Here is a 21,968-nt window from a genome sequence, read left to right on the forward strand (position 1 = left end):
AAAACGAAGCATGAAGGCAATGATCAGGATCGGCATGGTGGGCGGCGGCGAGGGCGCGTTCATCGGCGCGGTTCATCGGATGGCGGCGCGGCTCGATGGCGAATATCGGCTGCTTGCCGGGGCGTTTTCCGGCGATGCGCAGCGTTCGCGCGCATCGGGCATCGCGTTGGGGATCGAACCGGCGCGCGCCTACGCAAGCTGGCAGGCGATGCTCGATGGCGAATGCAAGCGCGAGGACGGCATCGAGGCGGTCGTCATCGTGACGCCCAATCATCTGCATGCGCGCGTCGCACGCGATTGCCTTGCCGCCGGTCTGCATGTGCTCTGCGACAAACCGCTGGCGACGACGCTCGACGAAGCGAACGAACTTGCGCGGCTCGCGCGGGTGTCGGCGCGTCTGTTCGGTGTGACGTACACGTATAGCGGCTATCCGCTCGTTCGCCACGCACGCGAGCTGGTGGCGGCCGGCGAAATCGGCGAAATCCGCTCGGTGCAGGTGCGCTATGCGCAGGACTGGCTGAGCGAACCTGTCGAGGCATCCGGCAACAAGCAGGCGGCGTGGCGCTGCGATCCGGCCCAGGCGGGCGAGGGCGGCGCCGTGGCCGATATCGGCACGCATGCGTACCACCTCGCGCGCTACGTGAGCGGACTGAACGCCCAGTCTCTGCTGGCCGATCTCACGCATGCCGTGCCGGGCCGCAAGGTGGACGACAACGCTCACGTACTGCTGCGCTACGCCAACGGCGCGCGCGGCATGTTGTGGGCGAGCCAGACCGCGCCCGGTAACGCAAACAATCTGGAGCTGGCGATCTATGGCTCGCGCGGCGGTTTGAACTGGCGGCAGGAGACGCCCGACGCGCTCTGGTTCGCGCCGCTGGGCGACAGCCCGCGCGTGATCCGGCGCGGCGATGTTCGTCTTGGCGCAGTGGCCAACAAGGCGACGCGCGTGCCGATGGGGCATCCCGAAGGCTACCTTGAAGCGTTCGCGAATCTTTATGCCGACTTTGCCGCGGCGATTCATGCGCATCGCACCGGTGAGTGCGGACCCGACGTAAGCCCGTTCCCGACCATCGAAGACGGTCTCGACGGCATGCGCTTTGTGCGTACGGCGCTGGCCTCGTCACGCGCAGGCGGCGTGTGGCTGCCGCTGTGCTGAGACGGCGCGCGCGACGGCACATTCTTGAAAAACGACATGCAGGAGTATCGATGAGCAACGTAGATGATACGTATGACTATGTAATCGTGGGCGCGGGGTCGTCGGGCAGCGTGCTCGCCGACCGGCTCACGCGCGACGGCAAGAGCCGCGTGCTGCTGCTCGAAGCCGGCGGCGACAACGAGTCCGAACTCGTGCGCATGCCGCGCGCGTTCATGAAAATGTGGGGCAATCCGCAATACTTCTGGCAGTTTCCCGTGAAGGCGCAGAAGGATCGTCCTGCGAATGAAACCTGGGTCTATGGCCGCGGCCTGGGCGGATCGAGTTCGACCAACGGCACGTGGTATCTGCGCGGCATGCCCGCGGACTACGACGCCTGGCGCGACATGGGCCTGCACGAATGGTCGTGGAGCGAAGTCGAACGCTGCTTCACCGAAATGGAAAGCTATCGCTATCGCCACGGGCATCGTTCGCGCGGACGCAACGGGCCGCTGCAGATAACGGAGCTGCCGTTCCGCTCGCCGGTGATCCGCGCGGCGCGCGAAGCGGGCCGGCAGATGGGGCTGCCCGTGCTCGACGATATCAATACGCCTGATACGCAGGGCATCGGCTATACGCAGGCAACGGTGGATCGGCGTGGCCGACGCGCCTCGGCGTACCGCGCGTTTCTCAAGCCCGCGATGGGCCGCAGCAATCTCGTGGTGAAGACCGGCGCGCTGGCCGAGCGCATCGCCTTCGAGGGTGAGCGCGCAGCGGGCGTGCACTACCGTGTGGGCGAGACGGCGCAGTTCGCGCGGGCGCGGCGCGAAGTGATTCTCTGCGCGGGCGTGCTGCAAAGCCCCAAGCTGTTGCAGCTATCGGGCGTCGGTCCCGCCGATGTGCTGGCGAAAGCGGGCGTCGCCGTGGTGAAGGATATGCCTGCCGTGGGCCGCCATCTCGCCGATCACGCGATGTTCTCGATCTCGTTTCGCATGCGCAACGATGCGGGCTTCAATCGCGAATTCCACGGCTGGCGGCTGATGCGCCATGTGCTGCAGTACTACACGACCCGCACCGGTTTGATGGCGTATACATCGCCGGAATTGACGGCATTGGTATCGATGCGCTCGGCGCCGCATTGGCCCGACGTGCAGTTTGGCATTGGGCCGTTTTCAATGCGATCGAGCGAGGAAATCAAGGCCGATCCGGGGCGCGGCGCGCTGGAGGATCAGCCGGGTCTCACGCTCAACGGCTACTATCTGCGGCCCAAAAGTCGCGGCAGCGTGGCGATCCAGTCTGCCGACATCACGCAACCGGTGCTGGTCGATGCCAACTGGTGGGGCGATCCCGAGGACCGCACGCTGCTGGTCGAGATGTTGCGACTCATGCGCGAGTTCGCGGCGCAACCCGCGCTCGCACCCTATATCGTTCGCGAGGTGGTGCCTGGCGCGCAGCATCAGAGCGACGAAGAAATCTTCGAGGCGCTCAAATGGCTGGTGAGTCCGGGTGTGCATGCAACCGGAACATGCCGGATGGGCGCGCCCGGCGATGCCGTGCTCGACTCGCGCCTGCGCGTGCACGGGCTGCATGGCTTGCGCGTGGTGGATTGTTCGTCCATGCCCACGCTGCCGTCGGGCAATACGAACGGCCCGGCGATGATGCTCGGTTATCGCGCCGCCGAGTTGATTCTCGAAGATCGGGATAGCGGCGATGGGACGTCGCATCGGACGATAAAGGGCACGCACGAGGTTTCGGCGCAATCGCTTGTTTAGCGCGCGAAAATGAAGCATCGCGGGGGGGCGCTGGGGTGGCGTGCTGGGGAGATGGCGAATTGTTGCAACACACCGCAACACCGGTGGTAACATTTGTTGTCGCTCACCGTCTGGCCCCATTGGCCCCGTTGACCCCATCGGCCTCATTGCCCCCCGAGATGCCTCAAATGCCTGAAAGTTTCGACCAGCTTGCCGCATTGATCCGCGCACGATTCGCCGAACTCAGCCCGCAATTCCAGACCGGCGCTGCCTTCCTGCTCGACCATCCCGACGAAGTCGCGGTGTCGTCGATGCGCAAGGTGGCTGAGCGCGCCCAGGTGCAGCCCGCGTCGCTCGTGCGGCTGTCGCAGCAGCTCGGCTTTCCGGGCTGGAACGAATTGCGCGATCTGTTTGTCGCGCGCGTACGTACGCGGCCGGAGCCATTGTCGAGCCGCGCGCGCTCGCTGGTTGCCGGCAGCGCCAAGGATGCGCTCGCCCGCGATCTGCTCACCGCGCAGCAACACAATCTCGAAGCGAGTTCCGCGCACAACGCGCGTGCCATGGTGGAAGCCGCGCGCGTGCTGAAAAAAGCCCGCCATGTGCAGGTGGCGGGCTTTCGTTCGTGTTATGCGGTGGCGTTTGGTCTGGTGTACGGATACCGCCTGTTCAGGCCGGCGGTGTCGCTGCTCGGCGGCGAGGCCGGTACGCTCGAAATGCAGTTGCTCGGCATCGAACGCGATAGCGCAACCATCGTGGTGAGCTTCGCGCCGTATTCGGTCGAGGCGGTACGCGTGGCCGAAGCGGCGCTCGAAAGAGGCAGCAAGCTGATCGCGATTACGGATAGCGCGGTGTCGCCCATCGCGCTCAACGCCGAGAAAGTGCTGATCTTCACGCACGAAAGCCCATCCTTTTTCCCCTCGCTCGTCGCGGCGACGGCGCTGGCCGAATCGCTGGTCGCGCATCTGCTGGCGCTCGAAGGCTCGGGAGCGGTGGCGCAACTGGAAGAGGCCGAGCGCTCGCTCAACGTGCGCGGCGCGTACGTGCCGTAATCGTGCGCCTTTCCCAGGCCTGAATAAAAACGGGACGCGGCTGTGATGCCGCGTCCCGTTTTTACATGGATGCCGTGAAGATCGTCAGTTCTTCAGCCGGTAGCCGGTCTTGAAGATCCACGCGGTAATCCCGAGGAACAGCGCGAGAAACGCCGCCGTCATGCCCAGACTCACGCCCACGGCCACATCGGCGAGGCCGTAGAAGCTCCAGCGGAATCCGCTGATGAGATAGACGATCGGGTTGAACAGCGTAATCACTTTCCACGCGGGCGGCAGCATGTCGACCGAATAGAAACTGCCGCCCAGGAAGGTCAGCGGCGTGATGACGAGCAGCGGCACGATCTGCAGTTTTTCGAAGTTATCGGCCCAGATACCGATGATGAAGCCCAGCAGGCTGAAGGTGACGGCGGTCAGCAGCAGGAACAGGATCATCCAGAACGGATGCTGGATCTGGATCGGCACGAACAGCGCGGCGGTGGCCAGGATGATGAGCCCGAGCAGCACCGACTTGGTGGCCGCCGCGCCCACATAGCTGATGACGATTTCGAAATACGACACGGGCGCGGACAGCAGTTCGTAGATCGTGCCGGTGAAGCGCGGAAAGTAGATGCCGAACGACGCGTTCGAAATGCTCTGCGACAGCAGCGACAACATGATCAGCCCCGGCACGATGAACGCGCCGTAGCTCACGCCGTTCACTTCCTTGATGCGCGAGCCGATCGCCGAGCCGAACACGATGAAGTACAGCGAGGTCGAAATCACTGGCGCGACGATGCTCTGCATCAGTGTGCGTCGGGTGCGCGCCATTTCGAAGCGGTAGATCGCGCGGATCGCATGGATATTCATTGGGCGCTCACCTGTCCGTTGCGGTTGTCCGCGAGCGCGGCGTCTTTGCCGACGAGGCTCACAAAGATGTCTTCCAGCGAGCTCTGGCTCGTTTTCAGGTCGGTGAAGCCGATGCCCGCATCGCCCAGGCTCCTGAGCAGCGCGATGATGTCGTTGCGCTCGTTTTCGGCGTCGTAGGTGTAGGTGAGTTCGGTGCCGTTATCGGCCAGTTCCAGGTTCCAGGCGCTGAGCGCGGGCGGAATCGCACTCAGCGGGACGTCGAGCTGCAGCGTCAACTGCTTGCGACCGAGCTTGCGCATGAGCACGTCCTTGCGCTCGACCAGCATGATCTCACCCGCGTTGATGACGCCGATGCGGTCGGCCATCTCCTCGGCTTCGTCGATGTAATGGGTCGTGAGGATGATCGTCACGCCGCTCGCCTTGAGGCCGCGCACGAGTTCCCACATGTCGCGGCGCAACTCCACGTCCACGCCGGCAGTCGGTTCGTCCAGAAACAGCACCTGCGGCTCGTGCGCCAGCGCCTTGGCGATCAGCACGCGGCGCTTCATGCCGCCCGAGAGCGTCAGGATCTTGTTGTTGCGCTTCTCCCAGAGCGAGAGGTCGCGCAGCACGCGCTCGACATAGGCGGGATTGGGCGGCTTGCCGAACAGGCCGCGGCTGAACGAGACGGTGGCCCAGACGGTTTCGAAGGCGTCGGTCGTCAGTTCCTGGGGCACCAGGCCGATCAGCGAACGCGCGGCGCGGTAGTCGGTGACGATATCGTGACCGGCCACGCGCACGTGGCCTTCGCTCGCGTTGACGATGCCGCAGATGATGCTGATGAGGGTGGTTTTGCCGGCGCCATTGGGGCCGAGCAGCGCGAAAATTTCGCCGCGGTCGATGTCCAGGTTGACGCGCGAGAGCGCGCGGAAGCCCGATGCATAGACTTTCGAGAGGTTCTCGATGGAGAGGATCGTTTGCATGTGCGTGACATTACCAGAATCGGGGGCAGGGCATCGAACCTCGCATCGGACCTGGCATCGGAGCGCCGGGTGTGCAGCCGGCGCGCTGACGTACGCGCAGCCTATATTTTCCGTGCGTGCCATTCATTCGTTGTAAGTCACGTTTTATTTGACAACATATGTTGCGAAGCGTATAAATCCCGCATCGGCTATTTCAGGCTGAAAGTACTGACGCGCAGGTGGGTCAAACGATGCAGGCACTCAACACTATCCAGATGGGCGGCGCGCCCGAGGCGATCGGGCGGCAGCTCGGCGAACTCGCCCGACCCATTTTCGACGCCTATATGGCGCAAAGCAGCGCCTGGGCGGCGGTCAGCCGCTGGCGCGGCCATGCCTTCGTGCAGCAGTTGCGCGCGGCCGCCGGGCAGCATTTCCCAGCCTATGTGGCCGAACTGGACGCGATGGCGGCGGCGCTCGGCTGGCCGGCGCACGACCTGTTCCTCTGGAACTGCCGTGGCGAGCTGATCCACAACGCGCCCGACGGCTGCACGACGCTAGCCGTTCGCAGCGATGTGGCTGGCGGCCTGATCGCGCATAACGAAGATGGCGATCCGTATCTGCGCGGCCGTTGCGCAGTGGTCGAGGTCGCGCCCGAGGGCAAGCCTGGCTTCGTGAGCTTCTACTATCCGGGCTCGCTGCCGGGGCATACCTTCGCGGCGTCCCGCGCGGGTGTGGCGCAGGCGATCAACAACGTGCGCATTCGCGCGCCGCGCGCCGGGGTGCCGCGCATGATCCTGGCGCGCGCCGTGCTCGACGCCGCGACGCTCGACGACGCGCTCGCGTTGCTGCGCGACACGCCGCGCGCGAGCGGCTTTCACCACACCGTGGGCGGTATCGACGCCACGGGCGCAGTGCGCATCTATAGCGTGGAAGCCACGGTTCAGCGCAGCTCGATCGTCGAAGTGGGTGCGCCTTCGGGCCACGCCAATCACCTGATTCACGCCGGCCATGACAGCGAGGCGCAGATCGTCACCGATTCGTCGCGCGACCGTCAGGCACGTCTGGCCGATCTGTTGCCAGCGCTCGGCGCTCAGCCCGACGGCGCGGACTTCGTGCGCACACTGCAAGACCGGGGCGGCGCCGGCCTGCCGATCTTCCGCGACGATCCGCACGATCCCGATGACGAAAACACGCTCGCCACCGCCTGCATGCGGATCGCGCCGGGTGGCGTGAACTTCGACGTCTGGCAGGACGGCGCGCGCACGCTGGCGATGGCGATCCCGCGCACGGTCTGAGGATTGCAGGCCCCGCGCACGTTCCGAATTTCGACCCAGATATCCGCTCTCAGCGAGAACGAGAACCACCATGTCCAGCAAAGTATTCCACCGCATGCCCAAGCAAACGCTGCCCGTCGCGGTGGCGGGCGAGGGCATCGAGATCATCGATTCCACCGGCAAGCGCTATATCGACGCCAGCGGCGGCGCGGCCGTCTCGTGCCTGGGGCACAGCAACCAGCGCGTGATCGACGCAATCAAGCAGCAGGCTCAGGCGCTGCCTTATGCGCACACCTCGTTCTTCACGACCGAGGCTTCGGAACAGCTCGCCGACTACCTGGCCGAGCGCGCTCCGGCTGGTCTTGAGCACGTCTACTTCGTCTCGGGCGGTTCCGAGGCGATCGAGGCGGCGCTCAAACTCGCGCGCCAGTATTTCGTCGAGACGGGCGAGCTTTCGCGCCGTCATTTCATCGCGCGCCGCCAGAGCTATCACGGCAACACGCTGGGCGCGCTGGCGATTGGCGGCAATGCCTGGCGTCGCGAGCCGTTCCTGCCGATCCTGATCGAATCGCATCACGTGAGCCCGTGCTATGCCTATCGCGAACGCATCGCAGGCGAAACCGACGAGGCCTACGCCCAGCGGCTGGCCGATGAACTCGAACGGAAGATCCTCGAACTCGGCGCGGAAAACGTCGCGGCCTTCGTGGCGGAAACCGTGGTGGGCGCGACGGCCGGCGCGGTGCCGCCGGTGCGCGAATACTTCCGCAAGATCCGCGCGGTGTGCGACCGCTACGGCGTGCTGCTGATCCTCGACGAAATCATGTCGGGCATGGGCCGTACCGGCTATCTGTTCGCGTGCGAGGAAGACGGCGTCGCGCCGGACCTGCTGACCATCGCCAAGGGCCTTGGCGCAGGCTATCAGCCGATCGGCGCGACGCTGGTGAGCCAGCGTATTTATGAAACCATCGTGGGCGGCAGCGGCTACTTCCAGCATGGCCACACCTATATCGGCCACGCGACGGCCTGCGCGGCGGCGCTCGCCGTGCAGCACGTGATCGCCGGGGACAAACTGCTCGACAATGTCCAGGCGCGCGGCGAGCAACTGCGGGCGCGTCTGCGCGAGCGCTACGCGGAGCATCCGTATGTGGGCGACGTGCGCGGGCGCGGCTTGTTCGTGGGCGTGGAACTGGTCAAGGACCGTATGACGAAGGCGAGCTTCGATCCGTCGCTCAAGCTTCACGCGGCGATCAAGCGCGAGGCCTTCGCGCGCGGTCTGATGTGCTATCCGATGGGGGGCACCGTGGACGGGCAGAATGGCGACCACATCCTGCTCGCACCGCCGTTCATCTGTACGGCGCAACAGATCGATACGATCGAGGCTCGCCTTGCCGATGCGATTGGCGCGGCGCTGCAGGCAACTGGCGTGACCAGGGCTGCCGCTTGAGCACGCCTGCCCCCTTGGCCCTCTTGACTCTTTAGCTGATTTCACCCGACTTCTCCGGAGCGAATCGATGACGCAACCCCAGCACCCGCGCCTGCCGGCCTTCGAGGCAGCCAGCGCGACGCCCGAGCAGAAGGCCGTGCTCGATGAGATCCTGTCTGGTCCGCGCGGCAATCTGAACGGCCCGTTCCTCGGCTGGATCCATAGCCCCCAGCTTGCCCAGCACGCCCAGCGCCTGGGCGCGTTCTGCCGCTACAGCACGGGCCTGCCGCTGCGCCTGTCCGAACTGGCGATCCTCGTGACGGCGCAGCGCTGGCAGGCGCAGGCGGAGTGGTATATCCACTATCCGATCGCCATCGAGGCGGGCGTGCCCGAAGCGCTCGCCGAGCAGATCCGCACGGGTGTCGAGCCGGTTTTCGAGGAAGCCGACGACGCGTTGATCCATGCTTTCGCCACCGAGCTTTACGATACGAAGCGCGTTTCGGACGCCACCTACGCACTTGCCGTGGAACGCTTCGGACATGAGACGACCATCAACCTGGTCGGTCTGCTGGGTTACTACGCGCTGGTCGCGATGACGCTCAACGTCTTCGGCATGCGCGCGCAAGGCCAGACGACCTTGCCGTTCCCCGAGTAAGCGCGTCTCCCCCTGATCTGGCGCGCTGCGCTGGGTAGGGTGAACAAGCGCCCCATCCGGTTACGGCCGGATGGGGCGCTGTTGTCATTGGCGTGACGACCATATTTCCGTACATTGATTTACCCATCGGTCGGTTAATTGCGTCGGTCGCGGAAAATCGATATCTGATCAGCGAATGAGTAAAAAATAAAACGTGTGAACGTTTTCTGTCAGTAAACGTTTTCATGCATGATTTTCGAGGCCGCTGATTTTGAACTATATGGTTAATGCCATTTTTGTCTGCCCGTATTGATGCGTTAGAGCCGATTGATGGTTGCCTGAATGTTGCGGCATTTTGCCGTCGATTTTTTAAATAATAAGACTGTTTGCGCCGCGCGGGGCTCAGGCTTGCGCGCTAAAGCGTGGATAGCGGCGGTTGAGTAGGACAATTGGATAAATCGTGTCTGCACCTGGAATACGGCTTTCCCGTAGCCGGAATAAAATCGCTTGCGAGATTTAATTCGCATTGTTAGTCTTGCCGGACTTATTCGAAACTGCCGCAATAACATTATTGAAACGGCAGCTAATTGCGGCAGTGGCGGGTTTCAGATCCGCTCCGGGGACTATTCGAGGCACAGGCTTTTTACTCGGGGAATTCCATGCTTGATACGACCGAAGAGGTCGCCGAAAGCCCGCATCGCGCCGAAGCGGGTGTTGGCGACGTGGTCACGCTCAAATCGGGCGGACCGCGCATGACGGTGATGTACGCGGGGCCGGTGGGCTTCGCGAGCGGCCATTGGCTGATCTGCCAGTGGTTCGACGAAACCGGCGAGCTGCGCCAGGACATGTTCGCGCAGGCGATGGTCAAGATGGAGCCGCGCCTGATTTCGGCGGGCCTGGTCAGGATGCGCATGCCCCTGCGGGGCGCGTGAACCGGCGCCTGCGCGGCGCCCGTCCTGCGCTTAAAGCGGCCGAGATGGTCAGGGCCGCCAGATCGATCTAGCGCTGTCCTTCGGCGGCAATGCGCACCGCGAGGCCGGCCAGCACCGTACCCATCAGATAACGCTGGAGCGCGAGCCACTTCGGGCGGCCCACTAGAAACGACGCGATCGTACCCGCCGTGATCGCCGCCGTGGCGTTGACCGTGATCGACAGCAGAATCTGCACCGTGCCCAGTTCGACGGACTGCGCCAGCACGCTGCCCTGGCTCGGATCGATGAATTGCGGCAGCAGCGAGAGATAGAGGATCGCGACCTTCGGGTTCAGCAGGTTGGTGACGAAGCCCATCAGGAACAGCTTGCCGGGACGGTCGGGCGTCAATTCGCGCACCTGGAACGGAGAGCGGCCACCCGGCTTGAGCGTTTGCCATGCGAGCCAGGCGAGATAAAGCGCGCCGCCCAGACGCAACGCATCGTAGGCGAACGGCACGGCCATCAGCAGCGCGGTAATGCCGAACGCCGCGCACAGCATGTAGAAAACGAAGCCCAGTGCGACGCCGCCTAGCGAAATCAGGCCGGCCTTGCGCCCCTGGCAGATCGAGCGCGAGATCAGATAGATCATGTTGGGTCCGGGCGTGAGCGCCATTCCGAGTGAGACGGCGGCAAAGGCGAACAGCGGGGCGACATGAGGCATGACGGGCTCCGTGGTGCTGCGGGTCAGGCGACGGGAAGAGATGCAAGACGCGGCGCGGCAGGCAGAGCAGCGGCGGTTTTCGCAAATCGGCGGTGTGCTGCGTAATTATTTCATGGCGGGCGAGCCAGCGTCCGGCCATGTGTGCGTCGTTGGCTATTCGGCCAGGGGCCGTGCCCGTGCGTTGCCCACGGCAGGCGGCTTTAGCGTGAGGATCCTTCACGGTCGGTGTTGCGCGACTGGCGATCCTGGGCGCGGGCGTCGAGGCGGCGCGAAAACAACTGCATGCCGATGATCTTTTTCTTCTTCTGCACGTTGTCGCCGATGTCCTTGGGCGGATTGGGCTGCAAGGACCAGAACAACGCCAGGAACCAGCCGAGCACCGTCCAGCCGACTACCGCATTGAACAAGGCAATGATCAGCAGGTCGTGACGCTTGCGGCGATCGGCGATCATCGCGGGCAGGAAATACAGCATGACCGCTGCCAGCAGGACCACGATCTCGACTATGGAATGGCTCGCCATGATGATGAATCCTCCGCGACAGGGCGTCGCCCCCGAAGGCTCATTGTCGCGCGGATCGCGCCTGGAGTTAAGAATAGCCTCTCAAGTGAATGGCAAAAGTCTGACGAGAGCCGGCATCGCACCGCGCAAATACCTGGCCGGATGGCCAACGTGGGCGTCAACGCTTTGGGTGAACGGGCGTTCGGGTCTATGATCGGGGTTTTTCCGGCAAAGACTCCCCACACCATGAGCTCAGACACGACAGAGGCCACCCGCCAACTCGATCACGACGAACTGCGCGCGTTCGTGGAGCGCAAATGGAACGACGAAATCGTTCCGGCGCTCACGGACTACATCGCGGTGCCTGCGAAGAGTCCCGCTTTCGACGCCAACTGGGCGCAGCACGGCTATCTGGAGCGCGTGGTGCTGGAAGCCGCGAAATGGGCCGAAACCCAGCCCGTGCGCGGTCTGAAGCTTGAAGTGGTGCGTCTGCCCGGCCGCACGCCGGTGATCTTCTTCGAAGCGCCGGCCACGCGCTCGGGCAGCAGCGATACCGTGCTGCTCTACGGCCACCTCGACAAGCAGCCCGAGTTCGACGGCTGGCGCAACGATCTCGGTCCGTGGACGCCCAAATTCGAGGACGGCCGTCTCTATGGCCGCGGCGGCGCGGACGACGGCTACGCGATCTACGCGAGCGTCACGGCGTTGGCGGCGCTCGACGCCCAGGGCATCGAGCGTCCGCGCTGCGTCGGCCTGATCGAAACCTGCGAGGAGTCGGGCAGCTACGATCTGCTGCCTTATGTCGATGCGCTGCGCGACCGGCTGGGGAGCGTGGGGCTGGTCGTCTGCCTCGATTCGGGCGCGGGCAACTACGATCAGCTATGGCTCACCACGTCGCTGCGCGGCCTGGTGACCGGCGATCTGGAAGTGGAAGTGCTCGAAGAGGGCATTCACTCGGGGTCGTATGGCGGTATCGCGCCGTCGAGCTTCCGTGTGATGCGTCAGCTGTTCGAGCGGCTTGAAGACGCGCGCACGGGTACGCTGCTGCCGGAGGGCTTCCATATTCCGATTCCGCCCAGACGTCTGGCCGAAGCGGAAGTCACCGCGAAGATCCTCGGCGAGAACGTCTGGAAGAGCATGCCGTGGGCGTGCGGTCTGGATGGCCGCCGCGTGCTGCCGACCACCACCGATCCACAACAGGCGCTGCTCGATTCCACGTGGCGGCCGTCGCTGTCCGTGACTGGCGCGGCCGGGCTGCCTGCGCTGGAGAATGCCGGCAATGTGCTGCGTCCGCGCACGGCGTTCAAGCTCTCGCTGCGTCTGCCGCCTCTGCTGGATGCGGGCAAGGCCGTGGCGGATCTCAAGGCGCTGCTCGAAGTCGATCCGCCTTATAACGCGCGCGTTACGTTCAAGCCCGACGTTGGCGCGGCCAATGGCTGGAGTGCGCCGGATCTCGCGCCGTGGCTTTCGCAGGCGCTCGATACGGCCTCGCGCAACCACTTCGGCGCGGACTGCGCGTATCTCGGTCAGGGCGGCACGATTCCGCTGATGAACGTCCTGCAGGCCGGCTTCCCGAAGTCGCAGTTCATGGTGTGCGGCGTGCTCGGTCCGAAGTCGAATGCGCACGGCCCGAATGAGTTCCTGCACGTGCCTTACGCGAAGAAGCTCACGGCCACGGTCGCCGAAGTGATTGCATCGGCGCCTTGAGTTGATGGACTAGCGGTTTGAATTTGCCGCGGCGCGGGCCGCGCCTTGCGTGTGCCCGCGCCCGCCTGATCTAGCGATGGGAGTGTGGTTCGCTTCCTTCACGCGGCGAGTCCTCCACGACCGGATCTTGACCTTCTCCATGATCCGCATGACAGGAGCAGTTTTCCTCGTCAACGGGCCGCTCCAGATTTTTCATGATCCCGCACTCCGCGCTGCTATGGCGCGCATTGCAGCTGTCGCGCAACGTGCGTAGCTGCTGTTCCAGCACGCGCATCGTTTCGATCTGCTCGTGGATGCGCGCGATCTGGCAGTCGATCAGCGCGTTCACCTCGTCGCAGGGCTGGTCCGGATCGGCCTGATAACGCCGCAACATGCGGATGTCCGACAGGCCGATGCCGAGCGAGCGGCAGTGACGGATGAAATTGAGCTGCGCGGCGTGCGCGACCGTGTAGCTGCGATAACCGTTGGTTTCGCGCGCGGGTTCGTCCAGCAACCCCTCGCGCTCATAGAAGCGCACCGTCTCGACGTCGCAATGCGCGTGACGCGCCAGTTCTCCGATTCTCATCGCTGCGATTCCCCAAATAAAGCTTGACCCTGTAGCGGCTACAGGCTGTTCAATGATTCTGTCACTTTTGGGAGAAATCGGCCATGGTCCAGATTTTCTTGTCGCGGGGCGCACCGGGCGTTTTCGCGCAGCGCCTGCGGGCGCGAGCCGATGAGCATGGCACGGCAGCAGGCGCAGGTGCGACCGTCACGGCGCGCGATGAGATCGAAACGGGGCACGACCATACCGGTCATGTTCACGGGCATGCGCACGCACACGATCACGGCGAACACGGCCACGCGTGCAGCCACGGCCACAGCCACAGCCACGCCGAGGATCACGCGCACAAACATAAGCACGGTCATGCCGACGATCACGACGGCCATGATCACGCCGGCCACGCCAGCGCATCGTGCTGTCAAGGCGCCACGCCCCAGATTGATCGCAGCCGGCCAGCCGCACCTGCGCCCGAAGGCACCCAGCGTGCGCGCTACCGCATCGAGAACATGGATTGCCCGACCGAAGAGCGGCTGATCCGCAATCGTCTCGAACCCATGCAGGGCGTTGCGCGCCTCGATTTCGACCTGCTGGCGCGCGAACTGACCGTCTATCACACGCTGGCAGACGCCCAGCCGCTCGAATCCGCGTTGCGCGCGCTCGATATGGCGCCGCGCGTGCTGGCCGATGGCGATGATGCGAGCGCGGGTGAAGCCGCGTTTGCGCCGGGCCTCGCGATGCGCCAGAAACTGCTGCTCGCGGCCAGCGGCCTTGCTGCCGCAGGGGCGGAAGTGCTCGCCTGGACCACCGGCAAGGAGGGCGGCGTTGCGGTGCTGATCTGCGCCGCCGTCTCGCTGCTGTGCGCCGGCCTGCCGACGCTCAAGAAAGGCTGGATCGCGCTCAAGAACCTCACCATCAACATCTATTTCCTGATGTCGCTGGCGGTGGCCGGGGCGATTGCGATCGGCAAGTGGCCGGAAGCGGCGATGGTCGTGTTCCTGTTCGCGCTGGCGGAGGAAATCGAGGCGCTGTCGCTGGAGCGTGCGCGTCATGCAATCCGTTCACTGACCGCGCTCGCCCCCGAAACCGCCGAGGTCTGGTTCGCCGGTGCTTCGGCGGGGGGCGCTCAAGGCGAATGGCGGACCAGTGCGGTCGGCGCAGTCGTGGTCGGTGCGCGCATCCGCGTGCGTACCGGCGAGCGCGTGCCGCTCGATGCCCAGGTGAGTACGGGCCGCGCGGCGCTCGATCAGGCGTCCATCACCGGCGAAAGCCTGCCCGTCGACAAGAGCGCAGGCGATGCGCTCTACGCGGGCAGCATCGTCGTCGATGGCGTGGTCGAAGCGACCGTCACCGCTACCGCGCGCGACAGCACGCTCGCGCGTATCGCTTCGGCGGTGCAGGATGCACAGGCGCAACGCGCGCCGACACAGCGTTTCGTCGATCAGTTCGCCCGCTACTACACGCCTGCGGTGGTGGCGTTCGCGGTGCTGATCGCGGTAGGGGGGGCGCTCGCGTTGGGCGGCGCATGGAGCGCGTGGCTCTACAAGGCGCTCGTGCTGCTCGTGATCGCCTGCCCGTGCGCGCTGGTGGTGGCAACGCCGGTCACGGTCGTGAGTGGTCTCGCGGCGGCGGCGCGCAACGGCATTCTCGTGAAGGGCGGCGTGTGGCTCGAACGCGGTCGTCTGCTCAAGGCTGTGGCGCTCGACAAGACCGGCACGCTCACGCTCGGCAAGCCGCAACTGACCGACGTGCTCGCGCTGAACACCCTGTCGAAGCCCGCGGCGCTGCGCCTGGCCGCCAGTCTCGACGATGCGAGCACGCATCCGGTCGCCCGCGCGATCGTGGCGGGCTGGCGGGATCTGGACGAAGGCGCTTCGCTGGAAAAAGTGGACGACTTCGCGGTGCTTAACGGGCTGGGCGTGACAGGGCGTATCGCCGGCGAGGCCTGGCACCTGGGCAACCATCGGCTGGTGGAATCGCTGGGGCTGTGCTCGCCCGAACTCGAAACTCAGCTTGCCCGTCTCGAAGCGGCAGGCAAGACGGCGATCGTGTTGTGTTCCTCGCGCGAAGCCGTGGCGCTGTTTGCGGTCGCCGATGCGGTGCGGCCCGAGAGTGCGCCCGCCATGCGCGCGCTCAAACGCCTCGGCGTGACGCCCGTGATGCTGACCGGCGACAATCCGACCACCGCGCGCGCCATCGCCGGCTCGCTCGGCATCGACGACGCGCGCGGCAACCTGCTGCCGCAGGACAAGCAGGACGCGATCGCCGAACTCTCGTCGCAGCGCGGCATGACGGCGATGGTCGGCGACGGTGTGAACGACGCGCCCGCGCTGGCGCGCGCCGACATCGGTTTCGCCATGGGAGCGGCGGGTACGGCGACGGCGCTCGAAACCGCCGACGTCGCGATCATGGACGACGATCCGCGCAAGATCGCCGCGTTCATCGGCCTGAGCCGCAAGGTTTCGGCGGTGCTGATACAGAACATCGCGCTCGCGCTGGGGATCAAAGTGGTGTTCCTAGCGCTGGCGCTGGCGGGCGAGGCGACGCTCTGGATGGCCGTGTTCGCGGACGTCGGGGCGAGTCTGCTGGTGGTGGCCAACGGGCTGCGGGTGCGGCGGCATTTTGCCGATCGGCAGGCTGTCGCGCTGGCGGGTTGAGATCACGGCGGGCCTTCCTGGCCCGCTTTTTTCAGGCTTCTATTGCAACTAACAGCCAATCCAGCATTTCACCACCAAACTCTGGATCCGGTGGCACGAAAGGAGGCCGAGGAAAAACCAACGCTCATCGCGCGCCGTCATTCACCCCAAGCTTATCAAGGCGGTTCTCCACTTCGCCTCGCACAGCGCATCGAAATCGCCGCGAAACTCGACGCGTCCCGCAATGAGCGTGGCAACAGGCAAACCATCCAGAAACGCGATGCGATTCCCGGCAACGGCGGGCACTTTTTCACCCGGCAACACCGTGCCCAGCAGATTCAGCGGATCAGAGGCGGCGATGCAAACCAGCGCCGCATCCCCCGCACCCGCCACAGCACCGCGCCTGCGCACCTCGCGCAAAAGCGGGATCGCCTCAGGCAAGGCAAACTGCTCGCCGGAAAGGCCTGTCACGAAGCGCCCGCCGCGCACATGGCCGCGCGCTTCCATGCGATGAAGCACGCGCAGCAGATCGCGCCACGGCGGCAGCCAGGGGGCTTCGCGCGCCAGCAATTGCCATCCGATCACGCCATAGCGCCGCAGCAGAACGCCGGCGACATGTTCGAGCAGGTCTGCGTCGGCGGGCGCGCGGCGCGTTGGCGCGACGGGCCTGGCGGCGTCCACCGCACCGTCATTCGCCAGTGGGAGCGTTACGCGCCGCAGCACCGCCCAGCGTCCCGCATCGGCCATCGAGCCCACCAGCGGCCCGAAGCCGCGTGGTCTACGCTTGCCGTGATACGCCGCACGCTTCGCGGCAGGGCGCACCAGCGCGCGCAGGCCCGCGAAACTATCGGCGTTCACGAGACCCGCGGCCACCAGTTCGCCGAGCGCGCTTTCCAGTTCGACGCCCAGCAGGTGCGCATCGGCGGCCAGTTCGTCGAAGAACATCGCACCGTGGCGCAGCAGCGCGTCGTAGACTCGTTGCGCGCGCGCCGCGGGCTGAGCCTCGGGCGTATCGAGCAAGGCGGTCCAGCGCGCCAGTTCGCGGCGCGGCAACAACACGACCGGCGTGCTGCGCACCGTCGTCGACGCGGCGGTGCGTGCGGGCAGCCGCGCCCACGTGACATGTCCCGAGCGGCACAGTTCGTCGAGCAACATCGGCGAATAATCGTCGATACGCGCCGGCAGGATCTCGTCCTCCCATTCGAGCCCCGAAGCCTCCCAGCCTTCGAGCTGATCGAGCATGGCCGCGAGCGCTTCGCGTCCCGAGCCGCGCGAGTCCGGCGCGACATGCTGCCATTCGAACAGGAAGCGCATGAAATCGTGGCGCTCGACCGGCTCGATTTCGCGGCGCAGCTTGCGCACGGTATAGCGATGAATGCGCGCGAGCAGATGACGCTCGCACCATTGCTCCTCATGCGCGCCCGGCGCGAAGCGACCGCGCATGATGGTGCCCTCGGCTTCGAGCGCCGTGAGGGCGAGCGCGGCCACGCTCGCTTCCAGCGCAAGCGGCCGCGCCACCTGTGCGACGGTGAGCGGCCCGAAGCCCGAGAGCCGCGAGCGCACCAGTTCGACCAGCGCGGTCTGTTCGCTCCACGGCTCGCCGCGCGGGCTGGCGCGGAGTTCGTCGGGAATGGCGAGCGGTGGTTCGCTGCGGGCCTGCGGGTAAATCGCCTGCGCGCAGGCCAGCCGTTCGATGCTGACCCACAGCGCTTCATGATTGGCGACCGGCAAGCGCGTCGCGCGGCCACTGGCCGCCAGTTGCGCGAGCCAGTGTTCCCAGCCGCTTGCCTGCGCCTCGCTCTGCGCGAGCGCGCCGAGCGTGTTGAGCGCGTCGTGCATTTCGTCGGCGTCGCGCACCTGCGGCCAGGCTTCTTCACGCACGCTGGCAATGGCGTCGGCATCGAGCGCGCCCAGATCGTCGGCGGATTCGGGGTCGCTCCAGCGCCGTGACAGCACGGCTTGGGTGCGACGCTCCTCGATGGGCGCATCGTCGAGAAAGGCGTAAGGGCGCGCGGTGAGGATTTCGGCCGCGAGCGGCGAGGGCGCAGGCAGTTCGCGCGTCACGAGGCGCACCGCGCCGGACTCCATGCGGCGCAGCAGCGCGAGCCAGGTGTCGGTATCCATCGCTTCATGCAGGCAGTCGTCGAGCGTCTGGTCGACGAGCGGATGCGGCGGGATTTCGCGCTCGCCCGCGAGGTTTTCGACGCAGGCCACCTGATCGGGGAACACGGCGGCGAGCAGGTCTTCGCTGCGCATGCGCTGGATTTGCGGCGGCGTCTTGCGCCCGCCCGACTGGCGCGGCAGCGCGAGCGCAGCGGTGGCGTTCCAGCGCCAGCGCACGCCAAACAGTGGCGCGTCCAGCAGCGCCTGCACCAGCAGATGCTGCGCCGAATTCGAATGCAGATAACGCCAGACTTCGTCGAGTGGGAAGCTGTGCGCGCCCGTCAGCGACAGGATGATGGCGTCTTCGGTGGCGGCGGCCTGTAGCTCGAAATTGAACTGACGGCAAAAGCGCTTGCGCAGCGCCAGGCCCCACGCGCGGTTCATCCGGCTGCCGTAGGGCGAGTGGATCACCAACTGGGTGCCGCCGGATTCGTCGAAGAAACGCTCCATCACCAGCGTGTCGTGCGTGGGCAGCACCGTGAGCGCCTGACGCGCTCGCGCCAGATAATCGACGATCTGGCGCGCGGCGGCATCGTCCAGACCGAGGGTGTCGCAAAGCCAGGCGCTTGCACGTTCGCTTGCACGTTCGACCGCCGCTGAAGATTCGGCATCCGAATTATTTGAAAGTTCGCCCAGTTTCTCGTCGATCTGCGCGCGCAGACGCGAAATCGCAAACGACAGCTCATCGCTGCGTCCCGGCGCTTCGCCAAGCCAGAATGGAATATTGGGCGGTTGCCCTTGCGCGTCCTCCACGCGCACGCGGCCTGCTTCAATGCGCAGAATCCGATACGAGGCATTGCCGAGCTGGAACACATCGCCGGCCAGGCTCTCGACGGCAAAATCCTCGTTGACCGTGCCGATCTTCACGCTCTGCGGTTCGAGCAGCACCGCGTAATCGGCGTTGTCGGGGATCGTGCCGCCCGAGGTCAGCGCCACCAGCCGCGCGCCGCGCCGCGCGCGCAAGGTCTGACTCACGACATCGCGATGCAGATACGCGGCGCGCGGGCCGTGACGGCTCGTGAAGCCGTCGGCGAGCATGCGCAGCACCGCGTCGAAGCGCGCGCGTTCGAGTTGCGCATACGGCGCGCTGCGGCGCACGAGCGCATAGAGCGCGTCCTCGCTCCACTCCTGGCAGGCCACTTCGGCGACGATCTGTTGCGCCAGCACGTCGATCGGCGCGTGCGGCAGCGTGATGCGGTCGAGTTCGCCGCGCCGCACGCAGTCGAGCAGCGCGGTGCATTCGATCAGATCGTCGCGCGAGGTGGGAAAGAGCCGGCCCTTGGGCGTGCCGCCGACCTGGTGCCCGGAGCGTCCGACGCGCTGCAAAAATGCCGCGATCGAGCGCGGCGAGCCAATCTGCACGACCAGATCCACATCGCCGATATCGATGCCGAGTTCGAGCGACGCGGTCGCCACCAGCACGCGCAGATCGCCGCGCTTCAGACGCTGCTCGGCCTCGAAACGATGCTCGCGCGCGAGGCTGCCGTGATGCGCGGCCACCGCATCACGGCCCAGGCGGTCGGTGAGATGGCGCGCGACGCGCTCGGCCATGCGCCGCGTATTGACGAACACGAGGGTGGTGCGATGCATCGCGACGAGTTCGGCGATGCGGTCATAGACGCGCTCCCAGACATCGTTGGCCATGATCGCTTCGAGCGGCACGGGTGGCACTTCGAGCGCGAGGTCGCGCGCGCGCACGTGACCGGCATCGACGATTTCGCAGGCGGGCGGCGCAGCGGGATCGTCGCCCATGCCTACGAGAAAGCGCGCAACGGTTTCAATCGGCTTTTGCGTGGCGGAAAGACCGATGCGCAGCGGCGGCGCGGCGCACAGCGCGTCGAGCCGTTCGAGACTCAAGGCCAGATGCACACCACGCTTGTTGCCCGCCACGGCATGGATTTCATCGATGATCACGGTGCGCGCGCTCGACAGCATGCGGCGGCCGGATTCGGAGCCGAGCAGCACGTAAAGCGATTCGGGCGTGGTCACGAGAATATGCGGCGGACGGCGGCGCAGCGCGGCGCGTTCGGGCTGCGGCGTGTCGCCGGTGCGCACGGCGGTGCGGATCTCGACGGGCGGCAGACCAAGGCGCGCGAGTTCCGCGCCAATGCCTTCGAGCGGCCGTTCCAGGTTAAGGCGGATATCGTTCGAGAGCGCCTTGAGCGGCGAGACATAGACCACCAGCGTCGCATCGGGCAATGCGCCGCCGTTGGCCAGAGCTTCGCGCACCAGCGCATCGATGGCGGTGAGAAACGCGGTGAGCGTCTTGCCCGAGCCCGTCGGCGCAGCGACCAGCGTAGCGCGGCGGCTTTCGATCAGCGGCCAGGCGGCGCGCTGCGCGGGCGTGGGTGCGTCGAAGCTGCGCCGGAACCAGGCCGCCACGGCGGGATGGAAGAGGGCGAGCGGGTCGTCGGGCGTGGAGGGGAGCGAGGCCATAGGTAGTGGTTGGGGGCGCATGACGGGCGTTTCAAGGCGGTCATGGCGCGGGTCCGCGTGCACATTCCAGTGGGAAGTCTCGCAAATTTCACGTTTGTCTGCCCAAGCGCGCGACGCCCGCTGCGCATTTCACGATCCGACGGCCCCGCGCCGGCCTTTGAGCAAGGCCCGCCCGAACGCAGTATCCTCGCCCCGCTGGATGTGCCTTCGATGTTCCCTCGGTCCTCGACGGAGTTACCCCATGCGATACAACCCACTGGGCCGCACCGGCCTGTTTGTTTCCGAGCTTTGCCTTGGCACCATGACGTTCGGCGGCGGCGGCGGGATCTGGAACCAGATCGGCGATCTGCAGCAGGCCGATGCCGAGCGCCTCGTGGGCCGCGCGCTCGACGCGGGCATCAATTTCATCGATACCGCCGACGTCTATTCTCAAGGCGTCTCCGAGCAGATCACCGGCCAGGCGCTCAAGAATCTCAAGATCGTGCGCGATCAGGTGGTGGTCGCGACCAAGGTGCTGGGCGAAATGGGCCCGTCGCCGAATCAGCGCGGCGCGACGCGCTATCACATCATGGAAGGCGTGAAAGCAAGCCTCAAGCGCCTGCAGCTCGACCATATCGACCTCTATCAGATCCACGGTTTCGACCCGGCCACGCCGATCGAGGAAACCGTGCGCGCGTTCGACACGCTGGTGCAGCACGGCCATGTGCGCTATGTGGGCGTGTCGAACTGGGCGGCGTGGCAGATCGTGAAAGCGCTTGGCATCTCGCATCATCATGGGCTCGCGCGTTTCGAGTCACTGCAGGCTTACTACACGATTGCGGGCCGCGACCTGGAGCGCGAGATCGTGCCGATGCTGGGCAGCGAAGGTTTGGGTCTGATGGTGTGGAGCCCGCTTGCGGGCGGCTTGCTGAGCGGCAAGTATGGTCGCGACCAGCAGGGCGAGGCCGGCAGCCGCCGCACGACCTTCGATTTCCCGCCGGTGCAGCGCGAGCGCGCGTGGGATTGCATCGACGCGATGCGGCCGATCGCGGCGCAAAAAGGCGTCTCTGTCGCGCAGATCGCGCTCGCCTGGCTGCTGCATCAGCGCGCGGTGACCACGGTGATCGTTGGTGCGAAACGCGTCGATCAACTCGATGACAATATCGCCGCCACCCAGGTCAAGCTGTCGCCCGAAGAACTGGCTATCCTCGATGATGTGAGCGGTTTGCCTGCCGAATATCCTGGCTGGATGCTCGCGCGGCAGGGCGATGCAAGGCGTGAGCAACTGCGTCAGTCGGAGCGCTGATCCAGCGCAAGCGCAAAA

General features: G+C 65.6%; 17 protein-coding genes. 10 read left to right on the plus strand and 7 right to left on the minus strand.

What is annotated here, in order from left to right; all coding sequences use genetic code 11:
- Window positions 1-10: 10 nt before the first annotated feature.
- The 3 genes from F4827_RS12200 (at window position 11) to F4827_RS12210 (ending at window position 3,932) form a co-directional block, all read left to right on the plus strand.
- On the plus strand, window positions 11-1,156 hold the full coding sequence (locus tag F4827_RS12200; protein ID WP_260175146.1) for a Gfo/Idh/MocA family protein: 1,146 nt from the start codon (window positions 11-13) through the stop codon (window positions 1,154-1,156).
- Window positions 1,157-1,206: 50 nt separating this feature from the next.
- Window positions 1,207-2,904 (plus strand): GMC family oxidoreductase, encoded by a 1,698-nt coding sequence (locus F4827_RS12205; RefSeq protein ID WP_183724188.1) that lies wholly within the window; start codon window positions 1,207-1,209, stop codon window positions 2,902-2,904.
- 167 nt (window positions 2,905-3,071) lie between these two features.
- Entirely contained in the window at window positions 3,072-3,932 is an 861-nt protein-coding gene (locus F4827_RS12210) for a MurR/RpiR family transcriptional regulator (protein ID WP_183724189.1), read from the plus strand.
- A gap of 84 nt (window positions 3,933-4,016) precedes the next feature.
- On the opposite strand, the gene F4827_RS12215 is transcribed toward F4827_RS12210, so the two are convergent.
- Window positions 4,017-4,778 carry an ABC transporter permease gene (locus F4827_RS12215; protein WP_183724190.1) on the minus strand — a complete coding sequence of 254 codons (762 nt, stop codon included), beginning with the start codon at window positions 4,776-4,778 and terminating at the stop codon, window positions 4,017-4,019.
- Complete coding sequence (locus tag F4827_RS12220; protein ID WP_183724191.1) at window positions 4,775-5,740, minus strand: ABC transporter ATP-binding protein; 966 nt, start codon at window positions 5,738-5,740, stop codon at window positions 4,775-4,777. Before F4827_RS12220 ends, F4827_RS12215 begins: the two co-directional genes overlap by 4 nt.
- A gap of 230 nt (window positions 5,741-5,970) precedes the next feature.
- Here F4827_RS12220 and F4827_RS12225 point away from each other — a divergent pair, with 230 nt between their 5' ends.
- The 4 genes from F4827_RS12225 to F4827_RS12240 all read left to right on the plus strand — a co-directional run bounded on the left by F4827_RS12225 (window position 5,971) and on the right by F4827_RS12240 (window position 9,982).
- On the plus strand, window positions 5,971-7,014 hold the full coding sequence (locus F4827_RS12225; RefSeq protein ID WP_183724192.1) for a C45 family peptidase: 1,044 nt from the start codon (window positions 5,971-5,973) through the stop codon (window positions 7,012-7,014).
- Between the two features lie 70 nt (window positions 7,015-7,084).
- Window positions 7,085-8,437 (plus strand): aspartate aminotransferase family protein, encoded by a 1,353-nt coding sequence (locus F4827_RS12230; RefSeq protein WP_183724193.1) that lies wholly within the window; start codon window positions 7,085-7,087, stop codon window positions 8,435-8,437.
- 67 nt (window positions 8,438-8,504) lie between these two features.
- Window positions 8,505-9,071, plus strand: coding sequence for a carboxymuconolactone decarboxylase family protein (locus tag F4827_RS12235; protein ID WP_183724194.1), 567 nt, complete (start codon window positions 8,505-8,507; stop codon window positions 9,069-9,071).
- Between the two features lie 638 nt (window positions 9,072-9,709).
- Window positions 9,710-9,982 carry a YodC family protein gene (locus tag F4827_RS12240; protein WP_183724195.1) on the plus strand — a complete coding sequence of 91 codons (273 nt, stop codon included), beginning with the start codon at window positions 9,710-9,712 and terminating at the stop codon, window positions 9,980-9,982.
- 67 nt (window positions 9,983-10,049) lie between these two features.
- On the opposite strand, the gene F4827_RS12245 is transcribed toward F4827_RS12240, so the two are convergent.
- Both F4827_RS12245 and F4827_RS12250 read right to left on the minus strand, forming a co-directional pair.
- Entirely contained in the window at window positions 10,050-10,682 is a 633-nt protein-coding gene (locus F4827_RS12245) for a LysE family translocator (protein WP_183724196.1), read from the minus strand.
- A 200-nt stretch (window positions 10,683-10,882) separates the two neighbouring features.
- On the minus strand, window positions 10,883-11,203 hold the full coding sequence (locus F4827_RS12250) for a superinfection immunity protein (RefSeq protein ID WP_183724197.1): 321 nt from the start codon (window positions 11,201-11,203) through the stop codon (window positions 10,883-10,885).
- Between the two features lie 225 nt (window positions 11,204-11,428).
- Here F4827_RS12250 and F4827_RS12255 point away from each other — a divergent pair, with 225 nt between their 5' ends.
- On the plus strand, window positions 11,429-12,889 hold the full coding sequence (locus F4827_RS12255; RefSeq protein ID WP_183724198.1) for a M20 family metallopeptidase: 1,461 nt from the start codon (window positions 11,429-11,431) through the stop codon (window positions 12,887-12,889).
- A gap of 70 nt (window positions 12,890-12,959) precedes the next feature.
- Here F4827_RS12255 and cadR read toward each other — a convergent pair whose 3' ends face one another.
- Both cadR and F4827_RS35215 read right to left on the minus strand, forming a co-directional pair.
- The gene (gene cadR, locus F4827_RS12260) at window positions 12,960-13,454 is read right to left on the minus strand and encodes a Cd(II)/Pb(II)-responsive transcriptional regulator (protein ID WP_183724199.1); all 495 of its coding nucleotides are present in this window, start codon (window positions 13,452-13,454) and stop codon (window positions 12,960-12,962) included.
- 38 nt (window positions 13,455-13,492) lie between these two features.
- Window positions 13,493-13,819: a hypothetical protein gene (locus tag F4827_RS35215; RefSeq protein ID WP_260175175.1), complete on the minus strand. Its 327-nt coding sequence runs from the start codon at window positions 13,817-13,819 to the stop codon at window positions 13,493-13,495.
- A 120-nt stretch (window positions 13,820-13,939) separates the two neighbouring features.
- On the opposite strand from F4827_RS35215, the gene F4827_RS12265 reads away from it, so the two are divergent.
- Window positions 13,940-16,087: a heavy metal translocating P-type ATPase gene (locus tag F4827_RS12265; protein WP_311673247.1), complete on the plus strand. Its 2,148-nt coding sequence runs from the start codon at window positions 13,940-13,942 to the stop codon at window positions 16,085-16,087.
- A 141-nt stretch (window positions 16,088-16,228) separates the two neighbouring features.
- Here the strand turns inward: F4827_RS12265 and F4827_RS12270 are convergent, their stop codons facing one another.
- The gene (locus tag F4827_RS12270; protein WP_260175147.1) at window positions 16,229-20,665 is read right to left on the minus strand and encodes a DEAD/DEAH box helicase; all 4,437 of its coding nucleotides are present in this window, start codon (window positions 20,663-20,665) and stop codon (window positions 16,229-16,231) included.
- A 241-nt stretch (window positions 20,666-20,906) separates the two neighbouring features.
- Between F4827_RS12270 and F4827_RS12275 the strand changes: the two genes are divergently transcribed.
- The gene (locus F4827_RS12275) at window positions 20,907-21,950 is read left to right on the plus strand and encodes an aldo/keto reductase (RefSeq protein ID WP_183724202.1); all 1,044 of its coding nucleotides are present in this window, start codon (window positions 20,907-20,909) and stop codon (window positions 21,948-21,950) included.
- The last annotated feature ends 18 nt before the right edge of the window (window positions 21,951-21,968 follow it).

The organism is Paraburkholderia bannensis (assembly GCF_014200455.1).
GTDB classification, from domain to species: Bacteria; Pseudomonadota; Gammaproteobacteria; order Burkholderiales; family Burkholderiaceae; genus Paraburkholderia; species Paraburkholderia bannensis_A.

What these genes read in the sequence shown, in the direction of transcription:
- F4827_RS12220 (WP_183724191.1), bottom strand. Translation starts at nt 5,740, where the DNA reads ATGCAAACGATCCTCTCCATCGAGAACCTCTCGAAAGTCTATGCATCG.
- F4827_RS12275 (WP_183724202.1), top strand. Translation starts at nt 20,907, where the DNA reads ATGCGATACAACCCACTGGGCCGCACCGGCCTGTTTGTTTCCGAGCTT.
- F4827_RS12210 (WP_183724189.1), top strand. Translation starts at nt 3,072, where the DNA reads ATGCCTGAAAGTTTCGACCAGCTTGCCGCATTGATCCGCGCACGATTC.
- F4827_RS12225 (WP_183724192.1), top strand. Translation starts at nt 5,971, where the DNA reads ATGCAGGCACTCAACACTATCCAGATGGGCGGCGCGCCCGAGGCGATC.
- F4827_RS12235 (WP_183724194.1), top strand. Translation starts at nt 8,505, where the DNA reads ATGACGCAACCCCAGCACCCGCGCCTGCCGGCCTTCGAGGCAGCCAGC.
- F4827_RS12215 (WP_183724190.1), bottom strand. Translation starts at nt 4,778, where the DNA reads ATGAATATCCATGCGATCCGCGCGATCTACCGCTTCGAAATGGCGCGC.
- F4827_RS12205 (WP_183724188.1), top strand. Translation starts at nt 1,207, where the DNA reads ATGAGCAACGTAGATGATACGTATGACTATGTAATCGTGGGCGCGGGG.
- F4827_RS12245 (WP_183724196.1), bottom strand. Translation starts at nt 10,682, where the DNA reads ATGCCTCATGTCGCCCCGCTGTTCGCCTTTGCCGCCGTCTCACTCGGA.
- F4827_RS12240 (WP_183724195.1), top strand. Translation starts at nt 9,710, where the DNA reads ATGCTTGATACGACCGAAGAGGTCGCCGAAAGCCCGCATCGCGCCGAA.
- F4827_RS12255 (WP_183724198.1), top strand. Translation starts at nt 11,429, where the DNA reads ATGAGCTCAGACACGACAGAGGCCACCCGCCAACTCGATCACGACGAA.
- F4827_RS12230 (WP_183724193.1), top strand. Translation starts at nt 7,085, where the DNA reads ATGTCCAGCAAAGTATTCCACCGCATGCCCAAGCAAACGCTGCCCGTC.
- F4827_RS35215 (WP_260175175.1), bottom strand. Translation starts at nt 13,819, where the DNA reads ATGGCCGTCGTGATCGTCGGCATGACCGTGCTTATGTTTGTGCGCGTG.
- F4827_RS12265 (WP_311673247.1), top strand. Translation starts at nt 13,940, where the DNA reads ATGGATTGCCCGACCGAAGAGCGGCTGATCCGCAATCGTCTCGAACCC.
- F4827_RS12270 (WP_260175147.1), bottom strand. Translation starts at nt 20,665, where the DNA reads ATGGCCTCGCTCCCCTCCACGCCCGACGACCCGCTCGCCCTCTTCCAT.
- F4827_RS12250 (WP_183724197.1), bottom strand. Translation starts at nt 11,203, where the DNA reads ATGGCGAGCCATTCCATAGTCGAGATCGTGGTCCTGCTGGCAGCGGTC.
- cadR (WP_183724199.1), bottom strand. Translation starts at nt 13,454, where the DNA reads ATGAGAATCGGAGAACTGGCGCGTCACGCGCATTGCGACGTCGAGACG.
- F4827_RS12200 (WP_260175146.1), top strand. Translation starts at nt 11, where the DNA reads ATGAAGGCAATGATCAGGATCGGCATGGTGGGCGGCGGCGAGGGCGCG.